The organism is Rhizobium sp. BK619, assembly GCF_014195245.1.
Classification (GTDB): domain Bacteria; phylum Pseudomonadota; class Alphaproteobacteria; order Rhizobiales; family Rhizobiaceae; genus Rhizobium; species Rhizobium acidisoli.
Window position 1 is genome coordinate 14,548 of record NZ_JACIBH010000026.1, and the last position, 14,403, is coordinate 28,950.

9 protein-coding genes and 1 pseudogene are annotated in these 14,403 nt (G+C 59.8%); 3 read left to right on the forward strand and 7 right to left on the reverse strand.

All coding sequences use genetic code 11. The features are described from left to right. Positions 1–23: 23 nt before the first annotated feature. From FHX14_RS32225 to FHX14_RS32235, 3 genes are all read right to left on the reverse strand, one after another. Positions 24–1,619, reverse strand: coding sequence for an ABC transporter substrate-binding protein (locus tag FHX14_RS32225; RefSeq protein WP_184381146.1), 1,596 nt, complete (start codon positions 1,617–1,619; stop codon positions 24–26). 362 nt (positions 1,620–1,981) lie between these two features. Then, the gene (gene rirA, locus FHX14_RS32230) at positions 1,982–2,464 is read right to left on the reverse strand and encodes an iron-responsive transcriptional regulator RirA (RefSeq protein ID WP_003588420.1); all 483 of its coding nucleotides are present in this window, start codon (positions 2,462–2,464) and stop codon (positions 1,982–1,984) included. Between the two features lie 251 nt (positions 2,465–2,715). Beyond that, positions 2,716–4,212, reverse strand: a complete 1,497-nt coding sequence (locus FHX14_RS32235) for a CoA-acylating methylmalonate-semialdehyde dehydrogenase (RefSeq protein WP_012556645.1) — start codon at positions 4,210–4,212, stop codon at positions 2,716–2,718. A gap of 179 nt (positions 4,213–4,391) precedes the next feature. Here FHX14_RS32235 and FHX14_RS32240 point away from each other — a divergent pair, with 179 nt between their 5' ends. Both FHX14_RS32240 and FHX14_RS32245 read left to right on the forward strand, forming a co-directional pair. After that, a complete protein-coding gene (locus FHX14_RS32240; protein WP_184381148.1) occupies positions 4,392–4,706 on the forward strand; it encodes a putative quinol monooxygenase in 315 nt (104 codons plus the stop codon). Further along, the gene (locus tag FHX14_RS32245; RefSeq protein ID WP_184381150.1) at positions 4,703–5,584 is read left to right on the forward strand and encodes a LysR family transcriptional regulator; all 882 of its coding nucleotides are present in this window, start codon (positions 4,703–4,705) and stop codon (positions 5,582–5,584) included. The genes FHX14_RS32240 and FHX14_RS32245 overlap by 4 nt, the downstream gene beginning before the upstream one ends. A gap of 6 nt (positions 5,585–5,590) precedes the next feature. Here FHX14_RS32245 and FHX14_RS32250 read toward each other — a convergent pair. From FHX14_RS32250 to traA, 3 genes and pseudogenes are all read right to left on the reverse strand, one after another. Continuing rightward, positions 5,591–6,538, reverse strand: a pseudogene (locus FHX14_RS32250) (IS630 family transposase). A gap of 297 nt (positions 6,539–6,835) precedes the next feature. After that, entirely contained in the window at positions 6,836–7,273 is a 438-nt protein-coding gene (locus FHX14_RS32255) for a DUF4174 domain-containing protein (RefSeq protein WP_184381152.1), read from the reverse strand. A 170-nt stretch (positions 7,274–7,443) separates the two neighbouring features. Next, positions 7,444–12,072, reverse strand: coding sequence for a Ti-type conjugative transfer relaxase TraA (gene traA, locus FHX14_RS32260; RefSeq protein WP_184381154.1), 4,629 nt, complete (start codon positions 12,070–12,072; stop codon positions 7,444–7,446). 369 nt (positions 12,073–12,441) lie between these two features. Between traA and FHX14_RS32265 the strand changes: the two genes are divergently transcribed. After that, positions 12,442–13,350, forward strand: a complete 909-nt coding sequence (locus tag FHX14_RS32265) for a nucleotidyltransferase and HEPN domain-containing protein (protein ID WP_184381156.1) — start codon at positions 12,442–12,444, stop codon at positions 13,348–13,350. 327 nt (positions 13,351–13,677) lie between these two features. Here FHX14_RS32265 and FHX14_RS32270 read toward each other — a convergent pair. Continuing rightward, the coding region (locus FHX14_RS32270) for a calcium-binding protein (protein WP_281414183.1) at positions 13,678–14,403 on the reverse strand (726 nt) is incomplete at its 5' end.

The following is a 14,403-nucleotide window of genomic DNA, read 5'->3' on the forward strand; positions in this document are numbered from 1 at the left end:
CGGGCATTCTTACATTTTTCTTGTTATTCGGATACGTCGACGCCGTCGAAGCGGTGAATGCCGAGCGGATCCATGAAGAAGCCGGAGACCTTCTTGCTCATCGGAACGAAGACGAGCGAGTGATCGAGGGTCGCCCAGGGGGCTTCCTTCTTGAAGATCAGCTGTGCCTGCTCATAGGCCTTGGTGCGCTCGCCGACATCGGCGGTCAGCTTGGCCTTGGTCATCAGGTCGTCATATTCTTTGTTGCACCACTGAGCACGGTTGTTGCCGCCGACGGCATCGCAGCCAAGCAGCGTATCCATGAAGTTATCCGGGTCGCCGTTGTCGCCGGTCCAGCCGAGGATGACGGCGCCGTCGCGCTTCACGTCGGAGGAGAGCTTCAGATATTCGGCCCATTCATGGGTAACGATCTCGACCTTGACGCCGGCCTTGGCGAAATCGGCCTGGATCAGTTCGGCGGCGCGGCGCGCGTTCAGCATGTAGGGACGCGACACCGGCATCGCCCAGACCTTCATGCTGAGATCCTTGACGCCGGCGTCAGTGAGAGCCTTCTTGGCGGCATCCGGATCGTACTTGTCGTCCTGAACGGCGTCGTTATAGGACCACATCGTCGGCGGGATCGGGTTCTTGGCAACAGCCGCTGCACCCTGGAAAACGGCGTCGATGATCGCCTGCTTGTTGATCGCCATATTCAGCGCACGGCGAACTTCCGGCTTGTCGAACGGAGCCATCTGCGTGTTGTAGGCGAGGAAGCCGACATTCAGGCCGGCCTGTTCCATCACCGTCAGATTGCCGTCCTTCTTCAGCTCCGGAACGTCAGCCGCATTCGGATAAGGGATCAGGTGGCATTCGCCGGCCTTCAGCTTCTGCGCGCGGACGGCGGCGTCAGAGGTGATGGCGAAAACCAGATCGTCGATCTTTTCCTTGCCCTTGAAATAGGTTTCGTTGGCCTTGTAGCGGATGACGGCATCCGGCTGGTAGGCGACAAAGGTGAAGGGGCCGGTGCCAAGCGGCTGCTGGTTGAGCTGCGCCATCTTGCCGTCGGCGGCGAGCTTGTCGGCATATTCCTTGGAAACGATCGAGGCGAAGTCCATCGCCAGGTCGGCAAGGAACGGCGCTTCGGGATGATTGAGCGTGAACTTGACGGTGAGGTCGTCGACCTTCTCGATCGACTTGATCAGATCCGGGAAGCCCATGCCGGCGGCGTATTCATAAGAACCGCCCTCGACATACTTGTTCCACGGATTGTCGGCCTTGAGCTGGCGCTCGAAGGAGAACACGACGTCGTCGGCGTTGAAATCGCGCGTCGGCGTGAAGAAGTCGGTGGTCTGATACTTGACGCCGGGATGAAGCTTGAAGGTGTATTCCGTGCCGTCGGCCGAAACGCTCCAGCTATCGGCGAGGCCCGGTTCGATCTCGGTACCGCCATGCTTGAATTCGACCAGGCGGCTATAGACCGTACGCGACGAGGCGTCGAAGGTCGTGCCAGCCGTATAGAGGCTCGGGTCGAAGCCTTCCGGCGAACCCTCGGAGCAATAAACAAGGGTCTTGGACCAGGCCGACGTCGCCATGACCGAAATCAGAGCCGTCGCTGCCAGCATGACAGAGATCTTTTTCATAATATTGTTTCCCGGTTGTTCTTTTTTGATGTCTGGAGACCGCAGATATGCATCCCGATCGACGGTCGATGGAACGACATTTATCTACTGAAAGCAACGGGCTACGGAGAAAATTTTTCCAGTTGGACAATTTTAGAAATTTTCAATCAAAAATCGGCCTCATTTGGACAGATTCGGATAAAAACGTCCGAGATTTCGTCGTATTTTGGATAATTGCGCCCCTTATGCGTGTCGTGATCGGTCAGAAAAGCCTGCCAGGCCTGAGGCGTTTATTCTCGCCTGGGCCGGCAAGACGGGGCAAAATAAAAACCGCGATGGCCGGGGCCACCGCGGTTTCAAAACTCCGTTCTGCTCTTTTAAATTCAGGCGGCAGGCGCAACAATCGCGGGTTTGCGATATGGCTGCTCGCCGGTGATTCCGAGAAGGAAATTGATCTGTGGACGCGCCTTGACGAGGTCGTCGATGGAATATTCCGACAGTACGGCGAAGAAGGCGTTGAGCGCCTTGCGCAGCGCCGAATTCAGGCCGCAGCTGTCAACCAGCGGGCATTCGACCACGCCGTCATCCTCGAAGCATTCGGCCATGGCGAAACTGTCTTCCGTCACCCTGACGACGTCGAACAGCGTAATGTCGGCGGCCGGCTTGCCCAGGCGCACGCCGCCATTGCGACCCCGCACGGTTTCGACGAGGCCCGCCTTGTTCAGCGGCTGGAGGATCTTGAAAAGAAACAGTTCGGAAACGCCGTAAGCCCTGGCAATTTCCGGAATTCGGCTCAAGTGCCCGTCGTTGGCAGCACAATACATCAACATGCGAACCGCATAGTTGGTCTGCTTCGTCAACCGCATGCCATTCTCCTGACTCGTGCCTGTTCAGACCTATATAGGCGGTTTGGTAGTTTTGAACAATTCCAAAATATGAAATTCGTATTCAGCTTATGAGGCCAAATGACGCGACGTCAATCCTGCGCCGAAATCTTCTGGTTGCAATCCATAATGCCATGCCCGGGCCTGGCGCGTGTGCGGTGCGGCGGTTTCCAAGACGGCAAATAAAACGGGGGCCATAAGGCCCCCGAATTGCAAATCGATCTATCGTCAGATCACTTCATCGTCGGCATGACGAATTCAGCGCCGCTCTTGATGCCGGAAGGCCAGCGAGCGGTGACGGTCTTGGTCTTCGTCCAGAACTTGATCGAATCCGTGCCGTGCTGGTTGAGGTCGCCGAAGCTCGAGGCTTTCCAGCCGCCGAAGGAGTGGTAGGCCAGCGGAACCGGGATCGGAACGTTGATGCCGATCATGCCGATATTGATGCGCGAGGCGAAATCGCGGGCGGCATCGCCGTCACGGGTGTAGATCGCAACGCCGTTGCCGTATTCGTGCTTCATCGGCAGCGACAGCGCCTCTTCGTAATTCTGGGCGCGAACGACGGAGAGGACAGGTCCGAAGATTTCGGTCTTGTAGATATCCATCTCAGGTGTGACGTGATCGAACAGGCAGCCGCCAACGAAATAGCCGTCTTCATAACCCTGGAGCTTGAAGTCGCGGCCGTCGACGAGCAGCTTGGCGCCTTCCTCGACGCCGCGGTCGATCAGTCCGCGAACGCGGGTATAGGCGTCCTTGGTGACCAGCGGGCCCATGTCGGCCTGGTCGTCGGTGTAGGGGCCGATGCGCAGCGATTCGATCTTCGGGATCAGCTTTTCGACGAGGCGGTTGGCGGTGTCCTCGCCGACCGGAACGGCAACCGAGATCGCCATGCAGCGTTCGCCAGCCGAACCGTAGCCTGCACCCATCAGCGCGTTGACGGCCTGATCCATATCGGCATCCGGCATGATGATCATGTGGTTCTTGGCGCCGCCGAAGCACTGGGCACGCTTGCCGTTCATCGCCGCCGTACCATAGACGTAACGGGCGATCGGCGTAGAGCCGACGAAGGAGACCGCGCCGATATCGGGATCGGTGAGGATCGCATCGACGGCACCCTTGTCGCCGTTGACAACATTGAGGATACCGGCGGGAAGACCGGCCTCGATCATCAGTTCGGCAAGACGGATCGGCAGGGAGGGATCGCGCTCGGAGGGCTTCAGAATGAAGGCGTTGCCGCAGGCGATTGCCGGCGCAAACATCCACATCGGGATCATGCCGGGAAAATTGAAGGGGGTAATGCCGGCGCCGATGCCGACCGGCTGGCGGATCGAATACATGTCGATCGCAGGACCCGCGCCCTCGGTGAACTCGCCCTTGGCGAGATGCGGGATGCCGCAGACGAATTCGCAGACCTCGAGGCCGCGGATGACGTCACCCTTGGCGTCTTCGATCGTCTTGCCGTGCTCCTTGGAGAGCATTTCGGCAAGTTCATCCATGTGCTTGTTCAGGAGTTCGACGAATTTGAAGAAGACGCGAGCGCGGCGCTGCGGATTGGTGGCAGCCCATTTCGGCTGCGCAGCCTTGGCGTTTTCGACAGCGGCGCGCAGTTCCTCGACGCTTGCGAGCGCGACCGTCGCCTGCACTTCGCCGGTTGCCGGATTATAGACATTGCTCACGCGGCCGCTGGTGCCGGCGACCTGCTTGCCGCCGATGAAATGACCGATCTCACGCATGGATGCTCCTCCTGTTTTTTGGATGGCCTACAATCGCACTTCAATTTGCACAAATCAATGCGCTGATATAAGTAACCGTTGTGCGTAAATTATAGCGCCGCCATTTGCATCGCGCTGCTGCTGCTCCCAAACTTGGAACGGCCGGCGGACAAGTCAAATCCCAAGGGGAGGTCAAACCGATGAGCCGCAAACCCGTCGTTAGAATGGCGGAGCTGGAGATCGATCCGGACATGCTTGACGCCTATCGCGCCTTGCTCACGGAGGAAATCGAGGCATCCGTCAGGTTGGAAGCAGGCGTCCTTTCTCTCAGTGCTGTTTCCATCAGGGACGACCCGAACCGGATCCGTATTCTCGAGGTCTATGCCGACCAGGATGCATACCAGGCTCATCTGCGGACACCGCATTTCCTCAAATACAAGGCCGAGACGGCCGGCATGGTGACATCGCTGACGCTTCTCGACGTCGATCCGATCGTAATGCGGGCCAAGCCATGAACTGGGACGACGTCCGGATTTTCCTTGCCGTCGCCCGCACCGGGCAGATCCTTGCCGCCTCGAAGCGGCTGGGGCTCAATCACGCCACGCTCTCGCGCCGGCTGACCTCGCTGGAAGAGGCGCTGAAGACGCGGCTTTTCATCCGCCGCACCAATGGCTGCGAACTGACGGCGGAAGGCGAAGTGTTCCTGGCATCGGCAGAGCGGATGGAAACGGAAATGCTCGCTGCACAGGCGAGCCTCGGCCACACCGATACGGCGATCGCCGGGACGGTACGCGTCGGCGCGCCTGACGGCTTCGGCGTTTCTTTTCTGGCGCCGCGCATGGGCCGCCTGATTGAGCGTCATCCGGCACTGAAGATCCAGCTCGTCCCGGTGCCGCGCTCTTTTTCGCTGTCGCAGCGCGAGGCCGATATCGCCATTACGCTGGAGCGGCCCGAACAGGGCCGGCTCGTCTCCTCCAAGCTCACAGACTACACGCTCGGCCTCTATGCCTCGCGTGACTATCTCGCCTCCCGGGGCACGCCAAGCGATATCGAGGCGCTGAAGGCGCATCCACGCATCGGCTATGTCGAAGACCTGATCTTTACCGCGTCGCTGAATTTCTCCGGCGAGGTGATGCGAAGCTGGGATGCAAGCTTCGAGATTTCGACGGCGATCGGGCAGACCGAGGCGGTGCGATCGGGCGCCGGCATCGGTATTCTACATGATTATATCGCCCGGCAATATCCGGAGCTCCAGCGCATCCTGCCTGTTATTTCGATCCGGCGCGCCTACTGGACGACCTATCACGAAACGGCGCGCGACCTGGTGCGCGTCAGGAGCGTTGTCGATTTCCTGCAGGAACTCATCGGCGCCGAGCGGCAGATCTTTCTTTAGAGCGTTTCATGTTTTGACAGAAGCGTAGCCTGCGTTTTCGAAGTAGTTTGCGCATTCGTCTGGTTTAATGGTGCCGACGAGGTATCCGAGATGGCGCCAGGTGTCCTCAGTGGTTCTCTTCTGGGCCAACGCATCCAATGCTTGATCTTGGCGAATGTCTGCTCAATCGGATTGAGGTCGGGCGAGTATTTCGGCAAGAACCATAACCTGGCGCCGGCCGCTTTGATGGCATCGCGAATGACCTTGGCTTTGTGAGAGCCGAGATTGTCGAGAATGACGATGTCGCCGGGCTTGAGGGTTGGGATCAATTGCTGGCTGACATATGCGCTAAAGCACTCGCCGTTGATGGGACCATCGAAGACGCAGGGCGCGGTGAGCCGATCGCAGCGCAAAGCGCCAAGGAAGGTCAAGGTGCGCCAGCGGCCGTGCGGTGCAAAGCCGCGCAGCCTCTTACCTTTCGGCCCCCAGCCACGCAGGGGCGCCATGTTAGTTCTGATCCAGGTTTCATCTATGAAGACCAGGCGACGCGGATCGAAGCGGCCTTGCCAGGCCTTCCAGCGTGCTCTGCGCCGGACAATGTCGGCGCGACCCTGCTCAAGGGCGAACAGCGTTTTTTTTAAAGCTCAGGCCTTCGCGGCGCATGAATTGCCAGATGGCATTGTGCGACACCCTCACGCCGCATGCGGCCAGCTCGTCCTGCAGCCGATGCAGCGTCAGATGCGACGTCTCCTCAATCCGCTCGATGATGAAGGCTCGGTACGGCTCCAAAATACGCCGGCGATGGCCGCCCATCTGGCCGGGCGAAACACTGCCCGTCGCGCGAAAACGCTGCGACCACTTCACCACAGAGGAAACAGCGATATCGAACCGCTCGGCCACAACCCGGCAACTCTGACCAGCACCAACCGCGGAAACAACGCGCTCACGAAGATCATCCGAATAAGGTCGCGTCATGGATGCTGGCCTCCATTCCAGCATCCATCATGAATCACAAATCTGCTGATTTGGGAATCCGCCGATTCCGAAAAGAAATGAACCGCTCTAGAGCCAACGTGCCTTGCCGGCTCGTCATTCTCATCTGGATTGGGAACCGGCGCCTCGTCAGGCAGCCTGTCCGGCTCGGGCTCCGTGATCGGCGGCACCGGCTTCCAGCCGGGTGCCGGCATCGGCGGCTGATCGGGAATGGGTTCGTTGGGCACGGACATGGCCGCCTCCCTTTTCATACTGGATTAAAGTGACGTCAGGCCGGGGCTATTTGTCCGGCTTCAGCACATCGGCAGCGCGCATCGGCATGCTGTCGATGATAGCGAAAAGCTCGCCATCGGTGATCGGCTCGCTAACCTTGAGCTTCACCGTGCCGTCCTTGCCGACAAGGAAAGCGGCAAATTCCCCAATCTCTGCCGCTTCGATATCGCGGCGGATCGCCTCGCCGTCAAGGCCGTCCGCCGCACCGAAGAGCGGCCGGACAGCTGCGCCCGAAATCTTGAGCACCACCACATCACGCTCGGCGAGGGCTGAGCGATCGGCCAAAAGCTGATTCTCCTGGCGGGCGGCGCGGGCATTGTCCCTGTCGGCAAAAACGACGAAGACGCGGTTCTTCCACTGGAACGCCGCCAGGCTTTCGATCGGTGCATAAGCGCTGTTCGTCTCGTCGATTTTGGTCGCGCCGTAGAGAAGGGTTTTCGACATGCATATTCTCCCGTTAACTCGGAGAACGGGTCGGGAGCGTGAACGGTTCCATTAAATGAGAAAGACGAGGGTCGACTTTTTGCTCCGGGAAAAGGTACCATTGAATGGGATCTAGCTGCCTCGGTTACGCGGAAAGCGGCGACCAGAGTTTTCACTTCCTTGGCTATTTGTTAAAAACCTCCCAATTTTATATCACGGTTGACGGCGCGTGTGCGCCGTTCCGCAATAATCTGCTCACTGCTTTCCTGGCGGACGCTCTGTTGCACGACCTTCAATTTCTCCTGCATCGCTGCGAAGGCCGGGCGTTGCGCCGGCGGCACGCTGTTGATGAGATCCTTGTCAGCTCGGATGACGGCATCTCGCCCAAAGCGCTCGTCGAGCGCCCGGCTGATATCGGCGAACTCCTGACGGATGTTTGCATCGAGAGGAGTGGCCGAGATATTCAGCTTGCGACTATTCTCCCGTGCCTGTGCCGTCAGACGCGTGAGCACTTCTTCCGCCAGCTTAGACAGGCCAGGGATGACGACCGCCATGCGCTGCCGCTCTGCTGCAATGACCTTGCGTTCTGCATCGAGCAAATTGACGTAGGTCGCACCGAGCCCGCGCAGGCTGGCTGCCGCTTCGGGCACGGCCTGGACTGCCTCTTTCCGTTCCCGGCCGGAAGCCAGCATCCGATCCATGAGGCGATCGGAGCCGCGCAACGCACCATAGGCGGCCGGATCGTTGGTCATCGCGGCGGCAATGCGATCAGCAACAAAACCTTTCTGGAGCAGTTCCTCGAACTTGTCGATGGCGCCTGACGGATCGCGCCAGATGGTTGTTGCGGCGTTAGCCAATGCGGCACGCTGCTGGCGATAGAGAGGGTTAGAGAGCGCTCGCAATCGAGCCTCGTCGTCAACCGACGTCTTGAACTCGGTGACGGCGGCGAGCATGGGCAGTACGGTCGCATTCTCTTTCCCCTGCTCCTCGCCCGGAACTGCGCTGGCAGCCGCAACGATCTTCGAACGATCCTGCCGCTCGGCAAGATGCTGCTCGTCGGCAAAACGCTTCACGGCTTCGAACAGCCCGGTCAGCTTCTCGCGCTGGCCGGTCGTCAGATCTTCCGGCATGCGCTCGGCCATATTGCGTTCAGCAACCTCATCCGCCTTCGAGGTGAATGCCCTCCAGCCGAACCGCGCGGACAACGCTTCACTGACCGCCTTGATTTCCTGCACGACCGTGCGGTCCTCGGCGGCAAGCGCAAAGGCGGTCTTATAGGCGTCGTCCCCGCCTTGGCTGCGCACCGCCTCGATCTCCATAAGGCGCGCCATCGCGCGTTCGGAAAGCGCCGGGATCGACAATGACATATAGGAGCGACGCGTCTGTTCACGCAGTTCGAACCGTTCGGCGTTTCTGCGGAACTCGGTCGCATGGGCACGGGCCAAGGGAAGCAATTCCTTCACAGCCGCCATGGCGACCTCGCGCTCGTTGCGCGCCGCGCGTCCGTCGACGATCAGCTCGGAACCACGCAGCCGGCCGAGCCGGTCGGGTGCTGCGGCAAGCTCGTCGGCGAGCCTGCGGGGTTGAGTGCCGACGTCCGAGGCGAGCGCATTCAGGGCAACAAGTGCTGCATTCGGATCCCGGTAGATCTTATTGAGCAGCGGGCGCAGGACTGCTTCCCGCTCCGCCCAGGCCGGCGACGAACGCTGTGCCAGCCGCGCATCCGCCTCGACACTCCTGCGGAAGGAAGTGGTCGGCGGGATCAGATAGTGTGCTTCGCCAGCACTTGCGCCCGAGACGGTGTGGGATTCAGTTCGCGCCTCGTTGTAGGCGACCCGCCGTTCTCGCTCGATGGCAAAGCCGAGCGCCACGCTTGCCCTTTCCCAGAGCTTTTCCACCTGCTCCCTCTTTGCGGCAATCCACGTCCATCGCCGGGAAAGGCTTTCCTCCATCTCGGCTGCGGCGAGCGAAAGATGATTGAGCCCGCGGCGCCGAGCGAAGTCTTGCGCCTGGGCGCGATAACCGGCCTCGCTTTCAAAATCGAGCGTCGTCGTCTTGGCGCCGGAACGCGACAATCGCTCGACGATCTGCTTGAACACATCCGGCCGATGAATTTCCTGCTCGATGCGCTCCTGGCGCGCTTCGGCGGTTTCGATCCGCCTGGCCGTCCAGACGTTACGGTCGACTTCCCTCTCCTCGTAACGCTTCTGACCTGTCGCCTCGTCGACGATAGCAACCTGAACCTTGACCCGCTCGACACCATCCTTGCGCAGCGTGACGGTGTCGCCGTCGGAGATGCGGGCGTCCTCGAGCGCCTTCGGCAGGCTCACGCCCCACAGCCGGTGGACGGTTCCGTCGTCCGTCCTGATATCGGCATAAGGGCTCTCGTCGGCATCCTTATCATCGGGCCGGAATTTGGCTTCGCCGGTTTCGACAAGCTCGCCGGTGACACTTGCAGCATGGTCGACGCGCGGTTTGCGTCCCCATTCCGGCCTCGGCTCAAAATCCTCTTTCGCAGCGTAAAGATCGACGCGGTCGCGATGCCGGGTCATCGACACATAGGTCAGATGCCGGTCCATCATGCCGGTCGCCAGCACAAAGGTGCGGTCGACGGTGGCGCCTTGAGATTTGTGGATCGTTGCGGCATAGCCGTGATCGACATTGCGATAGCTGCTCTCGCTGAAGACGACCTTGCGGCCATTGTCGAGCAGAACCGACAGCAGCGGATCGCCGCGTTTGTCACCGGTCGCGACGACCGTGCCGAGCATGCCGTTCTTGACGTATTGCGGCCCGGAGTGCTTGGCCCGCGGCTCGAGGAAGCGAGCATTTTCCAGGAAGATGATGCGGTCGCCGACGGCAAATTCCCGCGTCCCGCGCTCGGTCCGGAAGCTGCGGCTGTCACTCAGGGCATTATCGCCGGCCATGACTTCACGCAGCGCCTCGTTCAGGCGTTTGACGTCATCATTGGTGTGGGCGAGCACCAGCAGTTCGTCGCCGCGAAGACGGCCATCTCGACCTTCCGAGATCGACCGACCGATTGCCTGCTTGCGCGCAACAGCCCAGTCGGAGACGATTCGATCAATCGTTTCCTCGCGCGTGCCCGCTTCGACCAGATGGCCCTGCTGGGCATAGGCGTCGAGACCTTTCTCGACGTCACCACGAGCAAAGAGCCGCGAAGCGTGGCGGGCCCACGCCTCAAGCTGGCGGCGCACGCCGGCAAGCTCCGCAAAACCGATCCGTTCGGTGATTGCCCGAAAGGCAGCACCTGCCTGGATCGGCTGCAGCTGCATCGCGTCGCCGACGAGAACGACCTTTACCTCAGCCTCCTCGGCAATCTTCAGCACACGGGCCACCTGCTGCGACGACACCATGCCGGCCTCGTCGATGACCAGCACATCACCGCGGTGGAGCGTGTCGCGCCCATTGGCCCAGGCGAGTTCCCAGGAGGCGATCGTGCGCGATTTGATGCCGGAACTGTCTTCCAACCCCTCCGCCGCCTTGCCCGCAAGTGCGGCGCCGATCACCCGGTGCCCCTCGCCTTCCCAGGCAAGACGGGCCGCGGCAAGCAGCGTCGATTTGCCAGCGCCGGCCAGGCCGACGACGGCGGCAATGCCGCTATCACCGGTGACATGACGGATGGCATCGACCTGCTCCCCATCGAGCCGGAACGGCGTTTGGGGATCGCCGCTCTCGACGCGATCAATCGCCGCTTCAACCTGCCGCCTGGAAACACCGAAGCCGCCGCGCTTCGACAACACCCGCGCCGACTGCGCCATGTCGTACTCGATCCGCAGGATGTCGCGAGTGGTGAACACGGCAGGCGCGGCCGCCTTCCCTGTCTCTGCATCGATCGCCTGCGGCTTCAAGATGACCAACTGGTCCGACGTCATCAGCCGGGCGCGGATGTTGGCAAAATCGGTGGGATCGTCGACATAGCGGTGCAGCGCTTTGGCGATATCCTTCTCGTCGAAGGTCGAGCGTTCGTTGCCGAGCTGCTTCAACAAAAGCTCCGGCTCTGCCAGCAACCGGTCGGCCATTTCCTGGCGCCGGGCGAGATCGGCCGGTGCGAAGTAGAGCTCCTTGCCCTTCCGGGCGAGCGCCGCCTTCTCCGGCCCGAGATGTTTTTGGGCGATCCCGTCAAGGCCCTGCTCGGCATAGGAGCGACCATCGAGGCGTACCTCGTGGCCAGCCAGCGCCAGATGCCGGTTGGCCGTCTCCGCCCAGACGATCTTCCAGGCTTTCAACGTTTCCTTGTCGCCGGCCCAGACCTTATAGACGATCTTGCCGTTTTTTTTTCGACGCAATGGCTCGCCATTTTCCTCCAAAATGGGAGAGCTTTTCGGCCCGAACCCCTCTTCGGTCAGCGGCCGGATCGTCGTCATCAAATGGATGTGCGGGTTACCCTCCTTGTCATGATAGACCCAATCGACGACGATGCCCGCCGCCGCAAGTGTGTCGCGGACGAAATCCCGGACCAGCGTGATGTTTTCGTCCCGGGTCAGCTCTTCCGGCAGCGCAATGATCAGTTCGCGGGCTAGTCTCGCGTTCGCGTCCGTTTCGAAGGCCTCGACGGCATTCCAGAGTGCCTCGCTCGCCCGGGCGACCGAATGGCCGTCGACCACCTTGTGCAGCCATGCCGGAATTTGCTCAGGCAGCGTCAGTTCCTCGTGCACCAGCTCTCGACCACCGCCGCGATAGCTGAAGGATCTGCCCACCTGCTGATCTGTCATCTGGGTGCGGTGACGATAGGCAGCTGCCGAGACGATGTTGCGTCCTGCTCCTCTGCTGATCACCTGTGCTCTGACAAACATGATAGCCAAATGAGATCTCCGAACTCTTCAATCAAGTCGCAGCGAGCTTGTCGTTTCGGAAGCAGACCTCAGCCTAAAGGCTGACGCCGCGTCCAGAAGGGTCTCCAAGCCGTTTTCGCGTGCCCCCTATTCAATCGCGTCAAAATAAACCATTTAACTGCTTTTTTCAAGATAGTATAATTTGAAAAATCAGCCTTTATGCCTTCGGTCCTGCCCGCAGAGAGATTGCGTCAGAACATGCGATCCTCGTGCCAGCTGCTGACGCTTTTCAGCATCCACAGACGGTTGGCAATTGGATGCAACGGAGGGCAAAACTGAGGTGGAGTGATGCAAAAATCGCCAGTGGACGGTATAGGATCTTTCGCCTAACGATTGCTCATGAAATCATCCGTTGATCATATGCCGCTTCGCAAGCAGCGAGAGCTTGGACGAGCCCTGGAAATCCTGCACGAGGAATTCGAGGACGCGTTGAAGGAGGGTACGGCAGATTTCAAAAAGCGCGGCAGGATCTTGAAGATCATCCTGTTCGGCTCTTACGCCAAGGGAGGCTGGGTGGACGAGCCCTTCACCATGAAGGGTTATCGGTCGGACTTTGATCTCCTGATCATCGTCAACAACCGAAAGCTCTGCGAGTTCGCCGAGTACTGGCACAAGGCAGCCGACCGGTTGATCCACGACAAATCGATCGAAACACCGGTGAGCTTCATCGTCCACTCCAGGCGAGAGGTGAATACCTATCTCAAGGAAGGGCAATACTTCTTCTCCGATATCCGCAAGGAAGGCATTGTCCTATATGAACTCGATGATGAGCCGCTTGCGGAGCCCATACCCCTCTCGCCATCGGATCGTTTCCGCGTGGCGAAGGAGCACTTCGATTACAGGTTTAGGACGGCATCAAAATTCCAAAAAGGTTCGGTGTTCTATTTGGGGGAGCGCGACCTCAACGAAGCTGCCTTTTTGATGCATCAATCAATTGAACAAGCCTATTCCTGTGTCCTGCTGACGCTCACCAATTACGGCCCGCCATCTCACAATATCAAATTCCTGCGCTCGCTCGCCGAGGAACAGGATCGGCGCCTGGCCCACGCCTTTCCGCGCGATCAGCATCGAGAACGCGCCTGGTTCAACACGCTGAACGAAGCATATGTGAAAGCTAGGTATTCCAAGCATTTCAAGATCAGCGAGGAGGCGCTTGGCTGGCTTGCCGAGCAAACCGCTTTGTTGCTCGAACTGGTCAACACGGTTTGCTCCGAGCACCTGGCGAAGCTTCAGCAGACCAAAGGCTGATGTCGCACGGAGTTTGAGTTCTCGCTATCCCAAAATAGTCCAAAGCCAAATGCCTATATGGCGGAGGCTCTCCCCGGAGATCGTGTTAACAAAATCCTCTGGCCGAAGCGCCACTTGGCTGTCGTCTGAGGGTTCAGCTCGGAGCTGCAAGGGAGTGGGGAATTTCTTGCGACGCTTGGATTCGGGCGCGTCGTCGTGCGCGCGCTGCCGCGAACAATATTTCCAATAACGCATTCTCTTCCTGAAGCCTCAGGATGGTATCCCCTCCCGTAGGACTACGCCCCCAATCCCTTCCCGGCCAAAATGTGCCGCGCGGTCCGAGCAAGCTCAAGCAAACAAGAAGTCCCACGACTGAAGGCTTGAAAGAGCAACATTCGTTAGAGTTATAGTGTCGTCGGAATTGGCTCTAATTATCGTATCACTCCCGAACTGCTCGGTTGCCGCAAAAAGCGATTCCCAGTCCGCGAAAATGCTGTGATCGATCGAGATCGCGTCATGTGCGGAACCGGTTGCCACGAAGTTCGTGATCCTGTCATGGCCCCAGTTCGTCGAATAAACGAAGACGTCGGCTGCCGCTCCACCAGTAAGGATATCGTTGCCGGCGCCGCCGGTCAGCGTATTAGAACCACTGCCGCCGACGACGGCGTTGTTTAGCGCGTTGCCGGTCCCGGCGAAAGCCCCTGTGCCGGCAAAGCTCAGGTTCTCGACATTGTCGGCAAGCGTATAGCTCGCCAGGTTCGTGCGAACCGTGTCGGTCCCCGCATCGGCGGCTTCGGTGACGATGTCGCCGGCATGGTCGACGATGTAGGTGTCATTACCCGCCCCGCCGATCAAACTGTCCAAACCTGCCCCGCCATTCAGCGTGTCGTTGCCGGCGCCGCCGGTGATCGTGTTGGCAAGCGCATTGCCGGTGCCGGTGAAGCTGGCAGAGCCCGTATAGGTCAGGTTCTCGACATTATTGCCGAGCGTATAGCTTGCCAGTGTCGTGCGAACCGTGTCGGTCCCCGCATCGGCGGCTTCGGTGACGATGTCGCCGGCATGGTCGACGACATA